Origin of the sequence: Halomicrobium katesii DSM 19301 (assembly GCF_000379085.1) — an archaeon.
Classification (GTDB): domain Archaea; phylum Halobacteriota; class Halobacteria; order Halobacteriales; family Haloarculaceae; genus Halomicrobium; species Halomicrobium katesii.
Window position 1 is genome coordinate 2538980 of sequence record NZ_KB905378.1, and the last position, 22853, is coordinate 2561832.

The following is a 22853-nucleotide window of genomic DNA, read 5'->3' on the forward strand; positions in this document are numbered from 1 at the left end:
CTGTTAAAATCCAGATTCAGCTTTCAGTCTTACAGCGAGGGAATCAGACAACTCATGACATCTCCGAGATCGGTTGGGAAGTATCACTCAAACACTAAAAGAATGTATCGCAGTACTGAAAACGCCACTTCGCAACGAACTGGCTCTATCAGACTAACAGAATCGCTGTCGCGAGCGCGCTCGTCACGACAGCGATCGGAAGTCCAATCCGAGTGAGATGGACAATGGAGATGTCGACCCCGCGTCGACTCGCCTGATCGAGGACGATCAGCGTTGCCGCGCTCGCGATCGGCGTCGCATTCCCGGCTAGCGTGCTAACCGCCGCCAGAAGATACCACCCGGTGGGATCGGAGACCGCCGTCGATAACAACACGACGGCAGGCACGTTGCTGACGAGGTTCGACAGGACGAACGTCACACTAGCCAAGCCCAGCCCGCTGCCGACCTGTTGGAGGCTCTCGACGAGAGCCGTATCACGAACGCTTCCCACGAGCACGAACAGTCCGACGAACAACACGAGGATGCCCCAGTCCATTTCGGCAAGGACCTCCTCGCCGGGAAGTCGACGAAACAGTTGAAGCCACGCGAGATGACAAATGCCCATCCCCGCGGCGATGATCCCGGCCGATACCGTCGGGAGCGCAGCCATTAGCACGAACGTTCCGATCAGAAACGCGCCGCTTGAGACCGCCCATCGACGGTCGATCTCGGGGACAGAAACGGTCGATTCAATGGGCGTTCCGTTATGCTGGAGTGCGAGCATCGCCGTCGTGACGACGAGAGACACGCCGGCGATCGGTCCGAGCACACTCACGAACTCGAGCGTCGTGAGGCCGCTCTGACTGAGGATATACGCGTTCTGTGGGTTTCCGAGCGGCGTCGCGACACTCCCGATATTTGCTCCGAGAATGACCGCGACGAGCGGTCCGACGGCATCAACATCGGCGTCTCGGACCGCCTGTATCAAGACTGGTGTCATCAGGAGCACAATGGCGTCGTTGAGCGCCAATGCGCTCAAGATCGCAGCCAGCCAGAGCGTTCCGATCACCAGCCGCCGGACCGTTCCTGTCCGGCGGACCAGCTGAGCGGCTGCCCACGGATAGAATCCGCTTCTGGAGAGCGCCTCGACGTGGGCGAGCATCCCGAACAGTAACAGGATCGTTTCGCTGTCGATGCTGCGGAGTGCTTCTTCAGAAGAGATCGCCCCGAGCGCGATGACAACGACCGCACCGGTCGCAGCGGTGATCGACCGAGTGAGCGGATAGACCCGAACCCGTCTAAAAAAGAGCAGTCCGAACGTCCCGAGGACGAGGCCAATCACTGCCGATTCAGATATCATAAATACATTAATTTCTATATGTGATATACTGGAGATCTACTTTTCTACTGGTTTACGGAGAGCCAAATACCATGCAGAATCCAGATAATATAAAAAGCTGTTTGTTAGAACGGGTAGATCGACCAATTCGTTTGAATCACTTGAAAGGCGTGGTAGCCTCCACAACTTCTGTGTCGTTTTCCGGTTCTTTTCCTGAGTCGACGATTTCAAAATCGATCGCACCGTTGACCGACGCCCGGTCCGTTTCGAGAGCTCCAGTAGCAGTTTTTCTCGACCGACTTCGATTTCGAGCTTGTCTTCGTCGATTTCAACCTCAACTTCCACTTCTATGTCGGGATCGTGGGTTACCTCTTTATCGGTTCCCTCTGTCTCTTGTGGGACACCATCGACATCGGTTTCCACGTCAATTCCAACACCGTCTATATCGGACTCCGAGTCAGCCTCCCGGTGTTCTTCAGGATCTAGTTTCAGGTGTTCCAGATCGGCTTCAACCTCTGCTTCAGCGTCCACCTGAATCATATCGCTTTCCTCTGTAAGAGCGACATCAACCTCGAATTCGATTTCAAGCCCATCCGTCTCGAGGTCAGTCTTGGCTTTTCGCGACCCGCCGGATTCGACATCAAGTGCTTCTCGCTCGATCTCGACTTCTGCCTCGATTTCTATCGCTGGTGTCGACATGCAGCATCAAAAATTGCGACCGTGGTCGGAAGAGTTAGATTACTCCTCGCCGACGTGTGCGAGTTCAGCAGTCGCCTCGACGGTCAGTTGGTCTGTCTCCAACGTGCCGACCGTCGTCTTCGGCTCGGCGAGCTCGATTTCGAAGCAGTCCCCATCGACTTCGATCTCGATTTCCGTTTCGATCTCGGCCTTGGCCGCTGTCTCGTCACCGTCAGCGTCACTACCCGATTCGAATTCGGGGCTGAGCTCGACTTTGATCCCGTCCGCCTCGAATCCCGGCTCGCCTTCAAACACGTCAGTGTTCGCAAAGTCCAGTTCGGCGAAATCGACCGCCGTGTAGTTCTCAGCGATGATTTCTATATCACCGTTCTCGTCCAGGTGGGACACTTCAGCTTCGAATACGACATCGAGGCCGTCGGTTTCCATGTCCGTCTTCAGGCTCCGCGTTTCGCCAGCTGCGACATCGAAGTGTTCACGATTGATATCAACGATAGCGTCAATCTCGAGCTCGTGTGCATCAGACATGCACTCATTTTTAGGCTAACCTAAAAAATAAGTGTTGCGATTTGTTCACGCGACACAGCTATTCGAGACTACTTTCCGGCGTGATACGGGGTGATCCGTTATGAGTATCCACCGTAACTGAAACGTTGAATACGTTTTCAAACATATTAGAGGTCATGACAGAATCAGGTGTTCCTTCAGCTGTAATTTCGCCGTCAGATAATGCAATCATATGGTCGGAATAACGGCCAGCGAGCGTTACGTCGTGGAGAACCAGAACCACAGTGATCTCGGAATTTACACGCAGAGTCTCGACGATCTCCATGACCTGCAGTTGATGTTCGAGATCAAGGAATGTCGTGGGTTCGTCGAGAAGGAGGACATCGGTCTCTTGTGCCAGTACCATTGCGACCCAAGCCAACTGCTTTTGTCCTCCACTGAGGCTTTCTATCTCGCGGTCTCGGAGGTCACGGACCCCGGCGAGATATAGTGCCCGCTCGACTGCGACTTTGTCTTCACGACTGACGGACTCGAAGAAGCCTCTATGTGGGTATCGACCGTGATACGCAAGGCCCTCGACAGTCAGCGTACTTGGTGCCTCGTGTTCCTGCGAGAGCAGACCCATCCGCCTAGCTAACTCTTTCGAATCGAACTCGTGGACTGCTCGACCGTCGAGTAGCACTGTTCCATTCGTCGGTGCCAGCCTGTTTGCGATTCCTTTTAATAATGTACTTTTTCCACTACCGTTGGGGCCGACGAGGGCCGTTACCCGCCCTTCAGGAATCGAGACCGATTCCCCGTCGATAACACGAGTATCTGACGCACTGTACTCCAGTACGATGTTCTCGATTTCAATGACATCGTTCGTCGCGTAGCCGTCTGCTTGATGTCCATCGTTGGCAACCTGCCGTGATTCGATCTGTTTACTCATAGTTCACCTAATTTTTGTCTGCGTCGCATCAGGTACAGGAAGTAGGGCCCTCCAATCAGTCCGGTGAGTACCCCCACCGGTAGCTGGCCAGGACTAATTATCAGCCGAGCGAACATATCGGAAACGGTCATCAATGCCGGTCCCATGAACACGCAGGCGATAATTAACTGCTTGTAGTCGCTACCGACGACGTTTCTCGCCATGTGCGGGACGATTAGCCCGACGAAGCCAACGAGTCCAGCAACGACAATGGCACTGCTCGCAGAGAGAATCGCAACGCCGGACAGCGCGAATCGGACCCGTTCGACCGACATTCCGAGCGCACCTGCAGTTTCCTCTCCAAGCATCAGTACGTTGAGTTGCCGTGCTCCGATAACGGTCAGTCCGACACTCAAGACACTCAGCAGGAACACGAGCCGGATTTCGCGCCACCCGGCACCGGTTAGCGAGCCGGTCGTCCACGCCAAAGCTGTGAGTATCACGTCTATATCCGGCGCGAAAAAGAACAAAGCCGTCTGGATCGATCCCATGAGGGTGCCGACGATGACCCCAGCGAGAACGAGTCTAACCGGACTCGTACCACCCTTCCAAGCGATAGCGTACACGATGAGGAAGGCGACGGTTCCGCCGGCTGCAGCCAACAGAGGAAGAAACGGCGTGAACGCAGTAAACACGACCAGCGTGAGCATGATCGCGAGACTCGCGCCGCTATTGATACCTAAAATAAACGGGCTCGCCATTTCGTTGCGTGTCACGGACTGGAACACGGCCCCCGACACAGCGAGATTCGCACCGACGATGACCGCCGCAATGACTCGTGGGAGTCTGATATCCCAGACGACGAGCGTCCCGGTTGCGACATCGGGATTCGTGCTCTGGAAAACAAACGCTCGAAGCGTATCGAGGTTCCAGATGACTGCTGGATCAAGTACTGCTTGCCATGCTTCACGAACCGTCAAGGGATACGCCCCAAAAGTCAGCTGAACGAGCCCCGAAGCGATGACGAGCACCGTACTGACGATGGCGACTGTGATGACTTCCGGCGTGATCCAGCCCATTTCCGGCGTCGTTTCGGGTGGCTCTATCTCTTCGGGAAGCCTCGTTTGTTCTTCAGTATCAAGCCCGCTGTCAAGCTCGAAATCCCATTTGTCGTTGCTCATGTAGTAACTACAGATTTCCGTTGATAATGTCTGCCACCCGCTGGTGATCGAACAGATTCGCACCACCGAAGACATCGGGGTAAAGTTGCTGTGCAAGCCGCTCCGTCTGGAAGAGATGAGTAATCGGGCCCTGCTCCTGTCCAGTCAGATAGATATCGTCGTTCTGGACTGCAGTCAGTTCACCCCCTGACGTGTCCTGTTGCATCGGCTCTCGGAACTGCGTATTAAACTCCTCTTGAGTGACCGCGATATCCCACTGGACGACAATAATATCGGGATCGTCCCGGAGCAGTGCCTCGTAGTCGACGATGGGATTTTGTGTTGTCTGGTCGACACTCGGCATCCCATCTCTTACATCGAGAGAGCGGAACTGCTTCGTTTCGAGTCCTTCGAGTGTGGGGTCCCGTAGCTGGAACTCACCTTTCGTCGGATTGCTACCACCGGCGAATACTCCTACCGCCTTCGCCTCAATGTCCGTTCCGATACGCTCGTCGATCCGGGTCTGCATCTCGTCGTGGACTGCCTGGAACGCTTCAAACCGCTCGACTCGCTGGAATACCTGTGCGGTCTTCTCGAAGTCCGTGTACAGATCATAAAAGGCGTACTCGCCCCACGCGTCATTACGACGGTAGGGGTGTCGGTTCGAGTTGCCAATGAACGGTCCGATCTCTAGGAGATCCTGCACATCTTCCTCGTCCAACCTCCGGCGAAGGTGGTTGGGATCCATCAGATGGACATCCGCATCAATAGCGTAGTACACTTCTTTGAGAGGCGCGGGCGGACCGGAGCCGGTGTTAGTTACGGGCTCCCGGTCGCCAACCTGAACATCGACGCCGGAAAGCGTGTTCCAGTATTCATCGGCGTAGCCCTCGATGTCTTTCGGCTCCCCGATTCCAGCGAGGTCGTCGTACGCTCCGAGTGCCACACTCATATCGATGTACTTTAGATTGGGCGAGACCACCGTCTCCGGAGGTGATTCGAACGTCACACAACCTGCTGGTTCCGTACAAACCTCGTAGACCGTCGAAGTTTCCGTCTCTGTCTCGGTCGAGTCGTCGTTCTCGGTCGAGTCGTCGTTCTCGGTCGAGTCGTCGTTCTCGGTCGAGTCGTCGTTCTCGGTCGACGTCGACCCGGAGTCGGACTGACCCGTACAGCCGGCGAGCAGTCCGCCGCCGACAATCGCCCCGCTATACTTGATATAGTCACGCCGCGTCGGTGCCTCATGTGCCGCGTCGTCTCTCGACATGTATTTTAGGCTCGCCTAAATAGACAAAAACCCTTCGAACTTTAGGCCAGCCTAATCCGTCGGTCACCGCGGTGCGTCACGTCGCGGACACATCGGTGGCCCGCCTTCTGGAGTTGCGAGTTCACATTGTGGGCATTCGCCGCCATCGGGCGTCGTCATCGCGTTGACGACCACCTCGGTTCTGATTCGTATTGAGTCGGGCGTCCCCACACCATCAGTTATTTCAACTGTTTGCTCCACCTGTGCGGCCCGGAAAAACCAGAGTCTGGAGCGGACGAACTCGGCCGTCTTATCCTCGTCCCAATCGATCTCATCGGGCACGGTCACGCCCTCACCGTCGATGTCCTCCAGCAGCCCCAGCAACTCAGCGGCCCGGCCGCGAGTGTACGGGTTCTCGTTTACATCCGAGAGCCGGGCCACGAGGGCGTCGCGACCGTCCACAAGCTTCCCGGGGTGCTCACAGCCGACCGCTGCCAACGCCGTACAGAGGTGATACCGGACCAATTCTTCGTCCTCGTCAAGGTGATCAACCAAGACCCGATCTGATGTCGAAGCCGACTCTGGTCGCCCAACGCGACACACTCCAGCCTCCGCGAGTTTCTCTTTGACCTCCGTTTTGTCGAACGACAGCCCAATACGGAAGTCAGCGAGGATCTCCGGATCGCTGACCGCTTCCGGGTGGTCGTGGCCGACGTAGCCCAGCGCTTCCGCGCACCGCGCCCGGACGTAGTAGAACTCCCCGTCGTCGGCGAGCCGGTCAGCGGGCGTGTCAACAGCTGGGCAGGCAATCTCGGGCTCGACCTCGGCGAGCCTGACGAACAATTTCGCGGTGGTCAGCCTGACGGCTCTGTCCTCCTCGATTAAGGACGTCGAAAGCGGGTCGATGAATTACTCGACGGAGCCGGACCGTTCTGTACAACGTCCCGAACTGCCCGCAACGCACGCTTGCGGGCCTCAGTCTCAGCCGTGGCGAGCCGGTCAAGATACGCCACGATCTCCTCTTTGGTCCCCTGCTCGAGGAGTTCGGGCAAGCGGTCGGGCGTTGGCGGCTGGTCCGGTTCAGTCATCAGGTCAGTTGGTGTGTGAGTGGCTTTCAGGACTAATTGCCTCAATCCGGTGGTTCCGCGCTGGATTGTGAAGTCCCTCGTGAGCAGTTCTATCGACAAATAACGTCCGTACAGACGAGACCACGGCCACTTCTATTCTGCCGATACAACCGAGAATCGATGTCGGAGACGTTGGACCCGCTGTCGGACCGTACCTGCCGGATGACTCACGGGTACAAGACCGGAATCGAGCTCACACAGGCGCTACGTGATGGAGCTGACGGACAAACTGTCGCGGTAGAATCGGAGTCCGTTCACGTCGAATCAGGAGGTCACTCGATGCAGTTCCTGTACGTACCGTCGACGAGTCGTGAGGGGACGACCGTCTTCGCGACGAAGCTCCAGTCGCCCCGGAGGTAGCATAGTCGTTCTGCCGGCGCTGCAGTCGGCGCTGACAAATCGAAAACGGGTACAAGAGCATCAAGAACGACTTCTTCGCGAAGACCTCGCCAAAAAACTACAGATTCAGGCTGTCTACTTCGTGTTTGCGGCCTTGCTCTACAACATCTCACGGCTCACCGACTTCCTGCTGAAAGCGGGTGTCGACGGAGATTTAACCCAAACACAGTCTATCCTCCGGAACTTATTCCTAAAGTGCTAATTAGCTCGACATTGGCGATAAGTGTTGTTGAGTTGGTGGTTTGTAGAAATCCAAATGCAGAATCTGTGGTCGTTCGCACGCCCACTTCTGTATAGTGCTATGCAATTTATCAGTCCCACTGCGGTCACTTCCGATGGGCAGAAATGAAAGAACTTGATCATATATGGCGACCACAGACGAGAAACGATCGAAGACGCCAGCTCCAGAGTCACACTCGCGATCCGCTGCCGGACGGCAGCCGACGAGGACGGATCGAGCCGTCGAGAGACCAGCGAGAGGCTCGTCCGCACCGACCGTCGTCGGTAGTGGCGTCGAGATCCGTCGCCACAGCCCGGCGCTTGGCGACGATCGACTGTCCGAAGGTGCGGAGATTGGCCGAAGCAACTGACAGCACCGAAAGCCCTGGGGGTGAAAGGCCGAGGTGCAGTTGGCAGATCTGTGCCGGCCTATCCGATCGACGGGAGGATATCCGGCACGGATCCGCCTTCCGAACTGCCGGTACATTCATTAGTCCGCCGCTTGTCATACTGCCGGCTGTAACTGTTTCAAGATATTCGCGACCTCGTGGTCGCGAAATTCTGTACAGACTTACAGCCGGCAGTATCAGTCGAACACTGATTTCGCGGGGGCCTCGCTCGAACGTCCGCCGGGAACGCTCGCTTCGATCGAGCCACGACACAACCCACCCACCATGACGACAGACACCCCATCTCCGGAGATCGAACCGATCGTCGACTACGAGCGCCTCTCTGCGGACGATACAGTGCCGTATCACGAGCAGCGAGACGTCGTCGACCGGGCAGTCGTTGACCGGATGAGAGACCTCCCAGATCTCGCTTGCGTGGGCATCACGAACCCAGCGGGCGAGCTCCTCCTCCGACAGCAAACGGACACCTGCTCGTGGAAGATCCCCGTCGAGAGCGTGACACCGGACGAGGCGTTCACGACTGCGATCGAAGGCGTCTGGCAGATCACCGTCGAAACGGACGACGGCGAACGGACCGCGGGGATTCGTCACCTTCGGCGGCGTCCCCGTGTCGAGAGCGTACGATCTCACCGGCGTGGAACCGGCAGGCGAATCGGTCCACGCAGCCGAGTGGTTCGACGAACTGCCCGCGATGCCGACGCGATTCCGGGGACAGGCGTATTTCTGGACTGATACTTCCGGCTGTCACTGTTTCGAGAGAGTCGCGACCACGGGGTCCCAACGGTCTGTACAGACGGACAGCCGGCAGTATGGTGGCGGCGTCGAATCGAGTCAGTCATTCATGGACTGCTCCTGCGGCTGTAACTTTGTAAACGACTGGAGGCCACAGGGCTGGAAATAGCTAACCACGGTGACAGTCGGTCGTGTGACGGACCGGCTGTCGAGTGTCGCCACGACCGGCGGCCGTCCGATAGGATCTTTCTATCCGATCGTCGCTCGTTCGAGCACAGAGATCTCTCGAAGTCGTGCGCGATCAGCTCCATGCCAGAGTCTCGTCCGATGCAGCGAGTCGTGCAAGAGCGCCTGCGTCGCAGAGCGTACCCACGGTCGCGGTGTTCCGACACGGCGACAGTCGGCACCGTCCACAGCGAGCGGCCGCTGCTGACCAGATCGATTGGCGTCGTCGGCGATTTGTGTCGCTGCTGTAGAAACAATACTTATTTGTGAACATAATCTTCAGTGCTATCTGAGCATAGATACACAAATAAAGTATTAGTTGCCGGCCGCTACGGGACATTATCTCCACAGATAAAGGTCTTTATCTGTGTGAGTGAGTTAGATTGATGTGGCTGGGAAGTGACGAGATCGGTATGGCACGTAACGGCGGCGTCGACACCTCCCGAGCGAGGATTCAGTCCTACGTTCCGACCTATCAGAAACAGGAGTGGCAGGCACACGCCGACGAACTCGACATGAGCCTCAGCGAGTTCGTCAGATCGATGGTACAGGCCGGGAGACGTGGTTTTACTGCTGACCCGTCTTCGATCGAACCGTCGACAGTAGCTGAAGGCGGTGAAGGGGAACAATCGGACGCTGACCCCCAGGGTCAGCGTCTGGAAGACCGGGTTCTCTCGACCCTCGCCGACGGCGACAGCTACGAGTGGGACGAGCTGGTCGCGGCAGTGACCGACGACATCGAAGCGCAACTGGACGAGACGCTACAGGATCTCCAGGCGCGCAACGAGATCAGATACAGCGGGCGAGAGGGAGGGTACGTCAAGAAATGAGCTCCGACACCGATGCCGTCGACGCGGGCGAGGACCCGGTTGGCTACTTTCTGGACGATATGACCTACCACGGAAAGACGGATCGAACGCGGGAGTACTACGAGCGCGTGCTCCGGGAGTTCGAGTCCTTCCTCGACAGCGGAGCCCGGCCGGTCGGACTGGCCGAAGCGACCCACCGAGACTGTATGGCGTACGTCCACGGGCTCAGAGACGAGCAGAGTGACTCGACCGTCGCGACGTACGCCTCATACTTGCATCGGTTCTACGCGTACATGAATCAAGTCGGAACCTTCGAGGACAATCCGATGGCGCTGGTAATGGAGGAGATGGACGAGACGATCGACACCGACCCCCAGCGCCGAGAGATCCCCATCCCGGCGATGCGGTCGTTCGTCCGGGACATCGGCCATCCCCTGGAGCGAGCGGTCGTCGTGACGCTGTTGAAGACCGGGATGCGTGCGGGCGAGCTCTGTAATCTCGACGTTCGTGACCTACATCTGTCGGAGTGTGCGGTCACGGCGGGGACTGCGATTCGGCCACAGCTCGAAGAGCGCCCCGACTCGCTGTTCGTCTCGGCCGAGCCGGCGCGTGGTGCGGTCGTCAACGGCGAAGAGCGGACGGCCTCGAACAAGCGAAAACGGGACACGACGGTCCCCGTCGACGCGGAGCTGGGCGACGTACTCGAACGGTGGCTGGCCGTCCGCCCAGATCCGAGATCGACCGCAGAGCCGCTGTTCACGTCGACGAGCGGGGATTGGGGGAAGCGACTCACGCCGGACATGGTCCACCACGTCGTCGAACGCCGCGCACGCGACCGGGGCTGGTACCAGGACGGCGGCGACGCGGCCCAGAACGTGACGCCGCACTACTTCAGGCACTTCTTCACGACACACCTCCGAGATCGAACTGGTGATCGCGGGATCGTGAAGTATCTGCGCGGCGACGTGGCCCAGGACGTGATCGACACGTACACCCACGAGTGGGGCGACCGCGTTCGCACCGTCTACGACGAGCACGTGTACAATATCTGTTAGCACTTGACACTGTTTTGTCGGCGACCCGACGGCAGCTTGCAGACACGTGAATTATATTTCGCTATATCAATGTATCGGCGCTTTCCGATGAGATGATCAAATCCCACTCGCGTACATCACCGTTTTCGACTACTCCACTGCACTGAATCGTGACAACACGAATCCTCTTCTCGGCAAGGAGACCGAGGTCCGAGCCACCACAATCTTCATGTAAATCGGGAAAATACAATATGGTGGAGATGGCTCAAAGTACCCTCGGTCGACTCTGGAACCGTCTCGTAAGCCGCTACGAGCAGGACGAAGAGTCCTGCTGTGGGACAAGCATCGAAGAAACACGATCTACCTCGCCAGGATCCGAATCAGAGGATTGCTGCGAGTGATTCAAACCGGGAAATGAAAATATGTCTGATGCAGATCCGTCACACGACGAGGCCTATAGCGCACTTGAACGGTTGTACGACGACCCGGAAGAACGGATCGCCGCCTTACGGGATGTTCGGCAATCCGAACAAGATGTCGCCGGTCAGGAGACGGTGTTCAAGGCCCTTGGGAATGAAGATCGCATCCGCGTTCTCAGCGCACTCCGGGAATCAGAGTGCTGTGGATGTGAGTTACAGATCGTGCTCGACGCCCCCCAATCCACCGTCGCTACCCACCTCCGGAAGCTGAGAGAGGCCGGGCTGGTCAAATCCCGCAAAAGGGGCAAGTGGAGCTACTACCGCATCGCCGACACCGCGGTCTTCGATCTGCTCGACCTCGCTCAGGCCGTTCAGGGGGACGATTGAGATGCTCACACCGAGCCTTACCAACGCGCTCCTGGACTCGTGGAACTACTTCCTCCACCTCGCGTTCCTTCTCGTCCCGTTGTTCATCGGGGCGTCGTTCCTCGTCGGATTAGCACAGGAGTATCTCCCGCCGGAAAAAGTCGAGCGGAAACTCCGCGGCCACGATGAAGGCACCGGTAACGTCGCTGCCGCCGGACTGGGCGCGGTGACGCCGTTCTGCTCGTGCTCGACCGTCCCTGTCTTAGCCGGATTGCTTCGGGCGGGTGCGCCGCTCGGACTGGCCTTCTCGTTCCTCCTCGCTTCGCCACTCGTCAACGAGATCGCCGTACTGTTGTTAATCGGGCTGTTCGGAATCGAAGTAACCGTCTGGTACGTCCTCATAACGTTTCTCGCAGCCGTTCTCGGCGGAATCGTTATCGGTCGGCTGGGCTTGGCCGACCACGTCAAGGAAGTCCACATTACGGATAGTACAGGTCAGACCGTCGCAGACGGCGGAACAGTCGACTGCTGTGCCGGCGGAGCGGCGAATACGGAGCAAACGCACCGGCAGCATTTCGAATCGGCCGCGCGTGAAGCGTGGTCGTTCTTCGTCGATACCCTTCCATATCTTGTCCTCGGGATGGTTCTCGGAGCATTAATTCACGGCGTCGTCCCCGTCGAGATAGTTCGAACCGTGCTCGGTCCGGAGAACCCGCTCTCCGTGCCACTGGCCGCACTCGTCGGGGCTCCGGTCTACGTCAGCCTCAGTGGAATGCTCCCCATCGCGGCCTCCCTCAGCGAACAGGGAATCGCCGTTGGAACTGTGCTCGCGTTCGTCATCGGTGGAGCCGGTGTGAGTATACCGAACCTGATTCTCCTGAACAAGCTGTTCAAGCGCCGACTATTGCTCGTCTACGCTGGAACCGTCGTCACAATCGGTGTTGTCGTCGGTGTCGTGTTCAACTTCCTCATCGTCTGATCCCCGAAATGAGACACCAACACACAGACCTGCCAGTGACGGTGAACCGCTCGTTAGATCGCCAGTTGGCGCTTGGGCCATCGAACCGACAGTCGACACAACTCCCGAGCAGCGGATTCGAAAAACCCGACACGGACCATACAAACAACGATGACTGAGAATACGACTTCACGAGAAGAAGCGACGTTCACTGACGACGAACAGCACGAGACAGTCCGTGACCGATACGCGGGGGTCGCATCGGAGGACACGGACTGTTGTGAATCGAACACGACAGCCGACTGCTGTAGTGATACGGAGTCGCCGACGAGTGGCGATACCGACACGGAGACGCTAACCGGCTGCTGTACAAACGATAAGACATCAGCGACATGGGCAGAACACGTTGGGTACAGTTCCGAAGATATCGAGTCGGTTCCAGCCGATGCGAACCTCGGGCTCGGGTGTGGTAATCCGACCGCTATCGCAAACCTGTCTCCGGGAAGGACGGTCCTGGACCTCGGTTCCGGCGGTGGATTCGACTGTTTCCTCGCTGCAAATGAGGTCGGCACGGAGGGACACGTTATCGGCGTCGACATGACGCCTGAGATGATCGAGAAAGCCCGCACAAGCAGTGAGAACAACGACGCTGAGAACGTTGAATTCCGGCTCGGTGTGATAGAACATCTGCCCGTCGGCGACGAAACCGTCGACGTCATCATCTCGAACTGCGTAATCAATCTCTCGCCAGACAAGCGGCAGGTGTGTGAAGAGGCGTATCGGGTGCTCCATCCCGGCGGCAGATTGGCGATCTCGGACGTCGTTTTGACGGCTAAGCTCCCCGAGGAATTGCGTGCAGACCTTGACTCGATCGCGGAGTGCATCGGTGGTGCGTCACTGATCGAGAGATTGGAGGCTCTGCTTGAGGAGACCGGTTTCCAAGATGTCCGAATCGAACCCAAGGACGAAACCCAAGACTTCATCCGCGAATGGGGTGATGATCGCGACTTAGATGAGTACCTCGTTTCTGCGACTATTCGGGGACACAAACCGAGCGCTTAGCCGCGATATCGGAGTTCGTGCAACGTCAACATCGGACCCGCGACTCTCGCACAGCGATCCGGCAAGCTGGTGTCCTCTGTGAACACGAAGACCATCGAGCACGACGTTATCCGCGACGGCCGCGCGGACACCGAGAGTGTGAGAGCGCGGGGAGCAGAGAGCGATCGGCTGTCGTCGTCAGTCGAACCCGGGGAACTCCGCGAGGTCGACCTCGTCGATCGCACCGGCGAGTCGATCGACTGCGGGCTTGTCTCGACGATCGGCCGTTGTGAGTACGCGGACCCGCTGTCGGCCCAACGAGACGAAACCGAGTCCGAGCGCCGTCGCAGTCGCCCGGAGTCCGAGGCCGGCGTCGGCGTCGCCGTCCGAGACTGCGCGGGCCGGGCTCTCGCCGCCGGTGGTCGTCAGGTCGTACCCCGAGATGTCGTCTGTCAGCTCGCTCCGGGCGATGTCGCGTTCGTCCGCGAGGGCGTCGAGATGGGCGTCGAAGCTGGTACGGAGCCCGAATCCGGTCGCGAGATTAACCATCGATCTGTCGTCGTCGACCAGCGACGGGACGCCCTCGATGCCGTCGGGATTGCCCGCGGGGACGACGAGCCCCCACTCGCGAGTCCAGCCGCCCAACTCGACGGCGTCCGAGGGCGCTCCGGTCGGGCCAGCGGCAACCACCACGTCGGGGATCCCCTCACGCAGTCGCCGCAGTGCCTCACGGGTCTCGACGGGGAGAAAGCGTGGCTCGTCCAGACCGTCGAGGAGCTGAGAAGCCACGGGATCGGTGTCGCCGGCACACAGCACCGACGGAGGCCGAACGTCGGGCGAGAACAGCTCCACCGTGACGGACTCGCCCGCGTCGAGGAAGGCTGTGTCGGCGGGCACGGTCACGGTCCCGTCCGCGTCGACGAGACTCGTCGTCGCGCCGCTGCCCTTGTCGACCGGGTAGACGAGCAGGTCGCCGTCGCCGTTCTCGACGAGGCCGGCAGCCAGCAGCCGGCGGCGACCCTCCTCACAGCGTTCCCGGACGGCCATCTCGCCGGTCACGGTCGCGGTGGCGGGTTCGGGGAGACCCGCCGCGTCGCGGATCTGCGGTGCGACGAACGTCCGGAAGATCGTCAGCGCAGAGACCGGATACCCCGGCAGGCCCACGTAGGCCGCGTCGCCGAGTTCACCGATCAACATCGGCTTTCCGGGCTTGATCGCGGTCCCGTGCAGGAGGAGCGTCCCCTGGGATTGGACGACACTGTAGATCACGTCGACGGCGCTGGCGCTCGTCGATCCCGACGAGAGGACGAGATCACACTCCGTCGCGGCCCGCCGGAGCAGTCGCTTCATGGCCTCGTAATCGTCGCCGACGTGGGGGTACAGCTCCGGCGCTCCGCCGGCCTCCGCGACGGCCGTCGCGATCGTGTAGCTGTTCACGTCGTAGATCTCTCCAGCCTGGCTCTGGAGGGGCTCGCCCGGGCGGACGAGTTCGTCGCCCGTCGAGAGGATACCCACCGTCGGCTTCGCTCGGACCGGCACCTCGTCGACGCCGAGCGCGGAGAGCAGCCCGATCTCGCGGGGGGTGAGCCGCGTTCCGGGGCCCAGCGCCCGGGTCCCGGCAGCGATGTCTGCCCCCGAGAGCATGACGTTCTGGCCGGGAGTGACTGCGGTTCTGATCTCGACGCCGTCGTCGGTCGTCGTCGTCCGCTCGACGATTACGACCGCGTCGGCACCGTCGGGCATCACCGCGCCGGTCGAGACCTCGACCGCCGTTCCGGATTCGACGGACGCCGCCGGCCGCTCACCGGCGTGGACCGCGCCGGCCAGCGACAGGGTCACCGGGCTCGCTTCGTCGGCGTCGAAGGTGTCCTCGGCCCGGACCGCGTACCCGTCCATGCTCGCCCGATCGAACCCCGGCACGTCCAGTGTCGCGTCGATGCGCTCGTCGAGGACGCGCCCGCGGGCCCCGTCGAGGGGGACCGTCTCGGCACCGGGATCGATGTCGAGGCCGTCGGCGACCTCGTGTGCGCGCTCGGGCGTCGCGAGATCACGGAACTCCTTGCGGTCGCTCACGGCGACCACTCCCAGTCCTCGACGGCGACGGTCCGACCGGCGTCGTACCCCTCGCTGTCTTCTGGAACGACGACCCAGCCGTCGGCCAGCGCGACGCTGGAGAGGACGCCGGCACCGCTGGCTCTGGTGGGTGTCGCCGTCCGCTCGTCGCCGTCACGATCCAGCCGAACGCGGACGAACGAGCGCGTCCCGACCTCGCTCGCGACCTTTCGCTCCAGACGGGCCTCCGTCACCGGTGGCTCGCGCTCGGGGAGGTGTGCGAGCTTCTTGAGGGCCGGCCGGAGCAGCTGGACGGCGTTGACGATCGTCGCCACCGGATAGCCCGGTAACACGAGGATCGGCGTCTCCTCGACGCGGCCGACGGCGACCGGGTGGCCGGGCTTGAGTGCGACGCCGTGGACCGAGACCGTCCCGAGATCGTCGACGACCGCCGGCAAGAGATCCCGCTCGCCGACCGAGGAGCCGCCGGTCGTCACGATCAGGTCGTGGTCGAGGTCTCGCTCGATCGCCGACCGAAGCGCGGCCTCGTCGTCGGTGACCACGTCACGGTAGGTCGGTTCCCCTCCCCACCGCCGGACGTACTGAGCGACGGTCTGGCCGTTCGTCTCGACGACTTCGCCGGGTTCAGGATCGGACTGGACGAGTTCCTCGCCCGTCGGGACGACGCTGACTCGCGGGCGCTCGAACACCGCCACGGTCTCGACTCCGAGTGCCTTCAACAGTCCCAGATCGGAGGGACGGAGCTGGTGGCCGGGATCGAACAGGTGCTGTCCGTCCGCGACGTCGTCACCGACCGGCGCGACGTTCTGGCCGCTGGCGACGGCGTCGAACACCTCGATCGTCGCGTCGTCGGCCTCGACCCGCTCGACCCGTACGACCGCGTCGGCACCCTCCGGCAGTTCGCTCCCGGTGTGGACGCGGCACGCGGCGTTCGGGCCGACCGACTCCGATCGCTCCAGTCGGACCGGCGATCGTCGGGTCGCTCCGAACGTGTCCTCGGCCCGAACGGCGAAGCCGTCCATCGCCGCGCGCGGATAGTGTGGCACCGGTCGCCGGGCCGTGTGTTCGCTCGCGAGCGCCCGTCCGTCGGCGTCCGTGATCGGCACCGCCTCCGTTCGAGACACCGGCGACAGCGAGTCGAGCAGCCGCCCGCGGGCCGGCCCGAGCCGCGTCCGCTCTCTGAATCCGACGCCTCGAGGGTCGTCTGTCATACTCGAACACAGGCCGCCGGAGGGCAAAAAGCCACGACTTCGCGAGGCCAACGACGGGGCACGCGATACCGTCGGCTGTCCCGTCGTGAAGCGATTCGCCCCCTAGAGCGGCGAAAGCGGGGAGATTCCGACGACCGTCCGTCTCAGTCCTCGGTGTAGGCGTAGGGGGCGCGGTCGCCCTCCCCGTCGCGGTACCGCTCGTTGCGTTCCCAGCCGTCCTCGGTCTCGACCATGTACTCGCCGTAGTAGGGGACGCGGCTGGCCACGGTCGACCGGAACGCATCGCGCATGCGAGACTTCGTCTCGCCGATCGACCGGAGGTCGTCGTTGCGGTTCAGACAGCCCTTCAGGTAGCCGTCGTGGGTGAGTCGCACCCGGTGGCAGTTCGCACAGAACGTCTCGTTGCCCACCGGGTCGACGATCTCGACCATCCCCTCGCGGTCGCCGTCGTCGCTCGCGACGAAGTACCGCCACCGGTCGTGCATCCGACGGTGCTCGATCCGGTCGGCCCGTTCGGACAGCCAGTCGTGGACGCGATCGATGTCGATCGCCCACTCCGGGTGGCCGGCCAGCTCGGGCATGTACTCGATGAGCTGGAGGCGAAGCCCCTCGTTCTCGACGACGTGATCGACCATCTCCGGAACGTACCCCGCCGTCGGCTCGAACACCACCATGTTGATCTTCACCGGGGCGAGTCCGGCGTCGACCGCCGCCTCGACGCCCTCCAGCACGCGGTCGTACGCGCCGCTCTGGGTGAGTTCGGCGAACGCCTCCCGGTCGAGTGCGTCCTGGGAGATGTTGACTCGTTCGAGTCCGGCGTCGACGAGTTCGGTCGCTCGCCCGGGAAGGTAGGTCCCGTTCGTCGTCAGGGACACCGCCATCTCGTCGGGCGTCCGCTCGACGATCTCGGCGAGGTCCTCTCTGAGCAGCGGTTCCCCGCCGGTGAACTTCACCGAGTCGACGCCGAAGTCCGCGGCCACTTCGAGGAAGTCGACGACCCGGTCCGTCGAGAGCTCGTCGTCCTGTGCCGCCAGTGGCCCGCGCGTGTCGCCCAGCCCCTCGTTGTGGCAGTAGACGCAGTCGAAGTTACACCGATCGGTCAGCGAGACGCGGACGCCCGAGACCTCGCGACCGAACTCGTCTGACAGCATTCGAGTTGAGACAAGGCGTTCGAGACGGATAAGTGACGCTGGTCACCGGTGCGGGATCGTTCCCGCCCGGTGGGAATCTCACCGTCCGTATCAGTCCGAACCCGTCAGCGTCGACAGCAGATCGACGACGTACTCGACCTCGTCGTCGACGATCGTGTGGCCCATGCCCTCGTAGAGTCGCGTCTCGACGGTGGCTCCGAGGCGCTCGAACACGTCCGCGGACTCGGTGACGCGAGTCTCCGGAATGTGCGGGTCGGAGTCGCTACAGCCGAAGAAGGCCGGCATCCCGTCGAGTTCCCCGTCGTGGTCGAACGCCGTCCCGAGCGGTCCGATGAGTCCGCCGCTGAAGGCGACGAGTCCACCGTACGCGCGGGGGTTCCGGGCGACGTACTCGCTGGCGAGACAGGCACCCTGAGAGAACCCCATCAGGACGATCTGTTCGTGGTCGAGGCCCGCTGCGAGGGCTCTTTCGATCGTGTCCGCGACGACGCCGAGTGCGGCGGTGAGGTGTGGCTCGTTGCTCTCGATCGGGTCGACGAAACGGTTGGGGTACCAGCTCCCGCGCTGTGCCTGCGGTGCGAGATACGCGACGCCGTCGACGGCGATCTCGTCTGCGAGCTGGAGAAATCCCTCGGCTCTGGCTCCGCGGCCGTGGATCATCACGACGGCGACGCTGGCGTCGTCCAGCGGCGTGCCCGCGGTGTGGACCGGCTGGTCGGCGTGTGGCTCACTCATCTGTCGGCCCCGGCTGTCCGTGTCGGCGTGGTTCTGTGTCGTGACATGGTGGTGCCGTCGCGGTGACGGATACGGCGACGTAGGTCGCCGAGGGCCAAAGGTCTGTGCTGACACCGATGTCACCGCGGGGCCGCTACTGGAGCGCCAGGACGGATTCGTCGGGCGCAGCGAACAGCTCCTTGACCCGATCGACGCCGTCGCCGACCTCCGAGCGGTTCTCCAGCAGGACAGTCTCGCTGGGGAACAGCTGCTCTCCCAGTTCGAGCCCGTGGTCGCGGGCGGTCGAACCGGTCACGGTGAGGTAGACGCCCAGCCCGACCTCGGCGATGGCGGCCTCCTCTTCCCGTCCGTTCTCGGGGTAGACGAACTCGATGTCTCGCAGGGCGTCCGTGCCGATGACGGCCTCGACCAGCCGCTCGTAGCGCGGCGAGATACAGAGATCGCCCTCGTAGGCCGAGAGAAACTCGCGGGAGAGGTCGTGTGGGAGCGACTCGCGCACCGCTGGCGTTCCGAGCAGCGTGTGATACACCGTATCACCCATCCCGGTGACGACGCGAACGTCCGTGTCGACCGGATCGATCCGCTCGTTGATGGCTGCGATCTCGGTCAGGGGATCGTCCCGCAGCTGCACGACCTCTTCGAGGACGAGGTCGGCACTGTCGAAGCCCAGCGCGAACTCGTGTTTGCGCAGCGACCGAAACGGCTCCTCTCGACCGACCAGACGCAGGTCGATCCCGTCGACCGGGACCGTCAGGCTGTCGAAGACGACGCGTCGGGGCATCCCCTCGCGGTCGTCTCGCAAGAGCGTGTACTCGGGTCTGGTCGGGTCGTCGAGGTCGCTGTACGCCGCGAGACGATCGTACACCGGCGCGTCGGGTGTGGCGTCGTCCTTCGTGATGGCCTTCTCGTAGCGCAGCGTCGAGATCACGTCGTCGGCGATCTCGGTGAACGCTGCCGTCGTCGCCAGCCGTTCGAGCACGGCCTCCAGCGGGCGACCCTTGCGTGGAACGGCCACGCTGATCGTCGTCATTACGATGGCACAGACGATGAGGGAGTAAAACGAGTCCGGTTTCACACCGGTGGATGTCACCGTGTCGATATGCCCCTGTCCCGGAGTGGGCGGGACGCGACCGGTCGCGTCATACGGACGGTTGTAGGCGTTTACCCAGTCGACCGCACGACGGCGTGCGGTCGATCTGGTAAAGACCTACAACTTTCCGTATCAGTCGCCGCCACCGATGACCGACGAGAGCTGTTCGCGCCACTGCTTGAGCTCGGCGATCTCCTCGTCGATCTCTTCGATCTGGCTCTCCACGCCCGCATCGGCCATCTCCTCGCGGATCTCTTCGAGGTCGTCCTGGACGCCGTCGAGGGTCGACTCCAGCTCCGATACGTCGCCTGTCACGTCGTCGACACTCTCGTCGATCTGCTCGACGCCGTCGGCGAGTCCGTCGATCTGAGCGCCGTTCTCGGCGGCCGTCGACTTGACCGATGCCAGCTCGGACTCGAACTCCTCGACTTCGGAACGGAACTGCTCGACCTCGGACTCGAACTCGTCGATGAGCTGTTCGCCGGTGCCGTTCTCGTCGAGGAACTCTTCGAGTGCGTCGGTGTAGGCGACGACGTCGGAGACGTCTTTCTGGAGCTTGTCGATCCGGGCCGTCACGGAGCCGTCGTCGCTCGCGAGGTCGAAGGCCTTCCGGAGGATCTGGACGTCTTCCTTCCGGACCTCGTTGTTCCGGAGCTCGTTCGCCATCGCGGCGACGAGGCTCCCGCCCTCGACTTCGACGCTGCTCGCAGTCCCGTTGTTCGCCGCCTGCTGGGCCGATGCGTCCTCGGCCGCCTCCTCGGCGTCGCCGTCCGTCTCCTCGGGAGCGCGTTCGGCGGCACGGCGCTGCTGGCCCTCGTTGTTCGGATCCTTCAGGTCGAGGGTCTCGATGTCCTCGTCGTCGGACTCTTCGAGCCCCGGAACGCTGTCGGCGTCGCCGCTGATCACGTCTTTGACAGCGTCGGACCCTTCGCCGACGACTTCGCCCCCGTCGTCTTCCAGCGGCGGGTCGATGCGGTCGATCTGTGGTTCGGTGAGGAACTGCTCGACGTTGTCGGTACCGGTCGCGCGGATTCCGTACACCGTCGTGTACTCCGATTCGGGTTCGAGTTCACGCTCGAAGGCGATCTCGTCGTCGTCGATCGTCCAGTACTCGCTCCCGTACTCCGGGTGAAAGCCCAGATCTTCGACTGCCACGTCTTCCGGAACCACGTCGGTCAGCCGCACGCTCACCGGTTCGGTCCGGCTGGACGCGAAATTGAACGCGATGGCAGGCACCGGGAACTCGTCGGCCTCGTACCGTTTGGTGACGGTCACCCCATCGGAGGCCACGGTAATCTCCTCGTACGCCTGAGAGTCACTCATGTCTCGAATAGCGTCGACCGAGAATATTAAAGATACGTATTGCCTGCTTTATTACTTTTTTGAGCTGTCAATTCATTCCAGGTCGATCCGATCACCGATCTCGACGATGTCGAGGGTCGCCGGTGCGGGGAAGCTGTTGACGTGGTTGTGTAGCACTGTCGGCTCCGTCGTCATGCCCTTCCACATGTCCCAGTGGGTCGGGACGAGCGTCTCGAGCTGGAGTTCGTTCGCGGCTTCGACGATCATGTTCTCGTCGTTGTACCACTTCGTGCGTTCGGGTTCGCGGGTCTCCTTGTCGGGAATCATCCCGACGGTACCGAACGCGAGGACGCCCACGTCGATGTCGTAGGACTCGCCGACGGGCTCGAACGCGCCAGGCCGTGCGTCGCCGCCGTGGAAGAACGTCCCCGCGTCGTGTTCGAAGACGTACGAGACCGGGTGGTCGGCGTCGGGGTCGTTGGCGGGTTCGACGTGGACGGTGAGATCACCGACCTCGAAGGTGTCTCCTTCGCCGATCTCGCGGAGCTGTTCGTCGTCGACGTCCCACGTCTCGGTCCAGTTTTCGGCCGAGACCACGTCGTGGCTCGCGTCGGTGCCGTAGAACGTGGCTCCCGTACCGGCGAGGATCGGTGCCTGGCTCGGCCCGTGCGTGTGGTCCGTGTGTTCGTGGGTCGCGAGGACCGCGTCCGCCTCGCGCACGTCGTCGGGATCGAACGGGACGGGGATCATCCGGACCGTCCGTGGCGGATCGCCGATACCCAGATACGGGTCGACGTAGACGACCGAGCCGCCGCTGGACTTGAGTACGAAGCCGTTACAGCCGAGATACCAGATCGCGAGTCCGTCGGGATCCGCGTCTTCGACCGCGCGAACGAGCCAGTCGCCCCAGTCGGAGTCGACAGTCATGGTTGCACGTGTCGCGAGCGGCCGCTAAGTCCTTGCGAAAGCGGGCGACGGCCTAGAGCGAGACGGCGGACTTGCCCGAGAGAGACTCGGGCACGACGACCGTGGCGGTGGTCTCGCCGCCGGCCTGGGTGGTCAGCCTGATCTCGGCGGACGATCCCTCGGTGAGGTCCCCGCTGACGAGCTTCCCGTTCAGGTCGTCTTCCTCCTCGCTAGTGGGAACCGAGTCGGTCTGGAACCTGATGATCGCCCGATCGGCCTGGTCGTTGAGGGCGTTGCTGTTCGAGATCGAGCCGTCGTCGTCCTGCAGTGTCGACGTGATGAACCCGGCGTCACCACTCGATCCGCCCAATCCCTCGGCCGCCGTGTAGCTGAGGACGTTGTAGCTGCCGCCCGACGAGACCCACTGGGCGGTCGTCGTCGACAGGTCCACGTTGCCCGAGCCCGGCGCTCGCTTGACGGTCACGTCGACCGTCGTCACCTCGAAGCTCTCGCCGTCTTTCACGATGTCAGTCCCGGCGATGTCGACGACCTGGAGGCGGTTGGTCACCTGCTGGCTGCTCTGTTGGCCGCTCTGTTCCGCGTTCGTCTGGAGAAAGCCCGCGGTGTTGATCAGTACGCCCGCCGCGATCGCCGCGACGAGGACCATCGCGATGAACACGATCAGCGTTCCGATCCCGACCTGACCGCGGTCACTCGCTCGCTCGTGTTGCCTACTCTGTTGCATTTGAATAGTACTCGCTCCGCTTGTCTATCGGTGGCCACTACTCGGTAATAAGACTACGCGCCGA

General features: G+C 61.5%; 21 protein-coding genes and 1 pseudogene. 7 read left to right on the forward strand and 15 right to left on the reverse strand.

Translation table 11 applies throughout. The features are described from left to right. Nucleotides 1-148: 148 nt before the first annotated feature. The 7 genes from HALKA_RS0113345 to HALKA_RS0113375 all read right to left on the reverse strand — a co-directional run bounded on the left by HALKA_RS0113345 (nucleotide 149) and on the right by HALKA_RS0113375 (nucleotide 6680). A complete protein-coding gene (locus HALKA_RS0113345; protein ID WP_018258461.1) occupies nucleotides 149-1339 on the reverse strand; it encodes an ArsB/NhaD family transporter in 1191 nt (396 codons plus the stop codon). 36 nt (nucleotides 1340-1375) lie between these two features. Then, nucleotides 1376-2017 (reverse strand): hypothetical protein, encoded by a 642-nt coding sequence (locus HALKA_RS0113350; protein ID WP_018258462.1) that lies wholly within the window; start codon nucleotides 2015-2017, stop codon nucleotides 1376-1378. 39 nt (nucleotides 2018-2056) lie between these two features. Continuing rightward, entirely contained in the window at nucleotides 2057-2542 is a 486-nt protein-coding gene (locus tag HALKA_RS0113355; RefSeq protein ID WP_018258463.1) for a hypothetical protein, read from the reverse strand. A 58-nt stretch (nucleotides 2543-2600) separates the two neighbouring features. Continuing rightward, nucleotides 2601-3452 (reverse strand): ABC transporter ATP-binding protein, encoded by an 852-nt coding sequence (locus tag HALKA_RS20425; RefSeq protein ID WP_080505821.1) that lies wholly within the window; start codon nucleotides 3450-3452, stop codon nucleotides 2601-2603. Beyond that, nucleotides 3449-4510, reverse strand: a complete 1062-nt coding sequence (locus HALKA_RS0113365; RefSeq protein ID WP_044956699.1) for a FecCD family ABC transporter permease — start codon at nucleotides 4508-4510, stop codon at nucleotides 3449-3451. The genes HALKA_RS20425 and HALKA_RS0113365 overlap by 4 nt, the downstream gene beginning before the upstream one ends. A gap of 109 nt (nucleotides 4511-4619) precedes the next feature. Continuing rightward, nucleotides 4620-5858 carry an ABC transporter substrate-binding protein gene (locus HALKA_RS0113370; protein WP_018258466.1) on the reverse strand — a complete coding sequence of 413 codons (1239 nt, stop codon included), beginning with the start codon at nucleotides 5856-5858 and terminating at the stop codon, nucleotides 4620-4622. Nucleotides 5859-5921: 63 nt separating this feature from the next. Further along, nucleotides 5922-6680 (reverse strand): HEAT repeat domain-containing protein, encoded by a 759-nt coding sequence (locus HALKA_RS0113375; protein WP_018258467.1) that lies wholly within the window; start codon nucleotides 6678-6680, stop codon nucleotides 5922-5924. A gap of 503 nt (nucleotides 6681-7183) precedes the next feature. Between HALKA_RS0113375 and HALKA_RS22385 the strand changes: the two are divergent. The 7 genes and pseudogenes from HALKA_RS22385 to HALKA_RS0113415 all read left to right on the forward strand — a co-directional run. Then, nucleotides 7184-7565, forward strand: a pseudogene (locus HALKA_RS22385) (hypothetical protein); the annotation flags it as partial. Between the two features lie 691 nt (nucleotides 7566-8256). Beyond that, nucleotides 8257-8724 carry a hypothetical protein gene (locus HALKA_RS19565; protein ID WP_018258470.1) on the forward strand — a complete coding sequence of 156 codons (468 nt, stop codon included), beginning with the start codon at nucleotides 8257-8259 and terminating at the stop codon, nucleotides 8722-8724. A gap of 638 nt (nucleotides 8725-9362) precedes the next feature. Continuing rightward, a complete protein-coding gene (locus tag HALKA_RS0113395) occupies nucleotides 9363-9779 on the forward strand; it encodes a DUF5805 domain-containing protein (protein ID WP_026190314.1) in 417 nt (138 codons plus the stop codon). Then, a complete protein-coding gene (locus HALKA_RS0113400; RefSeq protein WP_018258472.1) occupies nucleotides 9776-10813 on the forward strand; it encodes a tyrosine-type recombinase/integrase in 1038 nt (345 codons plus the stop codon). Before HALKA_RS0113395 ends, HALKA_RS0113400 begins: the two co-directional genes overlap by 4 nt. 401 nt (nucleotides 10814-11214) lie before the next feature. After that, nucleotides 11215-11598, forward strand: a complete 384-nt coding sequence (locus HALKA_RS0113405) for an ArsR/SmtB family transcription factor (protein ID WP_018258473.1) — start codon at nucleotides 11215-11217, stop codon at nucleotides 11596-11598. A gap of 1 nt (nucleotide 11599) precedes the next feature. Further along, nucleotides 11600-12556: a permease gene (locus HALKA_RS0113410; RefSeq protein ID WP_018258474.1), complete on the forward strand. Its 957-nt coding sequence runs from the start codon at nucleotides 11600-11602 to the stop codon at nucleotides 12554-12556. A gap of 150 nt (nucleotides 12557-12706) precedes the next feature. Further along, the gene (locus tag HALKA_RS0113415) at nucleotides 12707-13597 is read left to right on the forward strand and encodes an arsenite methyltransferase (RefSeq protein WP_026190315.1); all 891 of its coding nucleotides are present in this window, start codon (nucleotides 12707-12709) and stop codon (nucleotides 13595-13597) included. 177 nt (nucleotides 13598-13774) lie between these two features. On the opposite strand, the gene HALKA_RS0113420 is transcribed toward HALKA_RS0113415, so the two are convergent. From HALKA_RS0113420 to HALKA_RS0113455, 8 genes are all read right to left on the reverse strand, one after another. Continuing rightward, the gene (locus HALKA_RS0113420; protein ID WP_044956701.1) at nucleotides 13775-15649 is read right to left on the reverse strand and encodes a molybdopterin biosynthesis protein; all 1875 of its coding nucleotides are present in this window, start codon (nucleotides 15647-15649) and stop codon (nucleotides 13775-13777) included. Next, nucleotides 15646-16860, reverse strand: coding sequence for a molybdopterin molybdotransferase MoeA (locus tag HALKA_RS0113425; protein WP_018258477.1), 1215 nt, complete (start codon nucleotides 16858-16860; stop codon nucleotides 15646-15648). The genes HALKA_RS0113420 and HALKA_RS0113425 overlap by 4 nt, the downstream gene beginning before the upstream one ends. A gap of 143 nt (nucleotides 16861-17003) precedes the next feature. After that, entirely contained in the window at nucleotides 17004-18011 is a 1008-nt protein-coding gene (gene moaA, locus HALKA_RS0113430) for a GTP 3',8-cyclase MoaA (protein ID WP_018258478.1), read from the reverse strand. A 90-nt stretch (nucleotides 18012-18101) separates the two neighbouring features. Next, nucleotides 18102-18746, reverse strand: coding sequence for an alpha/beta hydrolase (locus HALKA_RS0113435; RefSeq protein WP_018258479.1), 645 nt, complete (start codon nucleotides 18744-18746; stop codon nucleotides 18102-18104). Nucleotides 18747-18879: 133 nt separating this feature from the next. Then, nucleotides 18880-19776 carry a phosphoribosyltransferase HisG-related protein gene (locus HALKA_RS0113440; RefSeq protein WP_018258480.1) on the reverse strand — a complete coding sequence of 299 codons (897 nt, stop codon included), beginning with the start codon at nucleotides 19774-19776 and terminating at the stop codon, nucleotides 18880-18882. A 192-nt stretch (nucleotides 19777-19968) separates the two neighbouring features. Then, complete coding sequence (locus tag HALKA_RS0113445; protein ID WP_018258481.1) at nucleotides 19969-21159, reverse strand: hypothetical protein; 1191 nt, start codon at nucleotides 21157-21159, stop codon at nucleotides 19969-19971. Nucleotides 21160-21231: 72 nt separating this feature from the next. Continuing rightward, nucleotides 21232-22065 carry an MBL fold metallo-hydrolase gene (locus HALKA_RS0113450; RefSeq protein WP_018258482.1) on the reverse strand — a complete coding sequence of 278 codons (834 nt, stop codon included), beginning with the start codon at nucleotides 22063-22065 and terminating at the stop codon, nucleotides 21232-21234. Nucleotides 22066-22117: 52 nt separating this feature from the next. Then, nucleotides 22118-22789, reverse strand: coding sequence for a flagellin (locus tag HALKA_RS0113455; RefSeq protein ID WP_018258483.1), 672 nt, complete (start codon nucleotides 22787-22789; stop codon nucleotides 22118-22120). Nucleotides 22790-22853 lie beyond the last annotated feature (64 nt).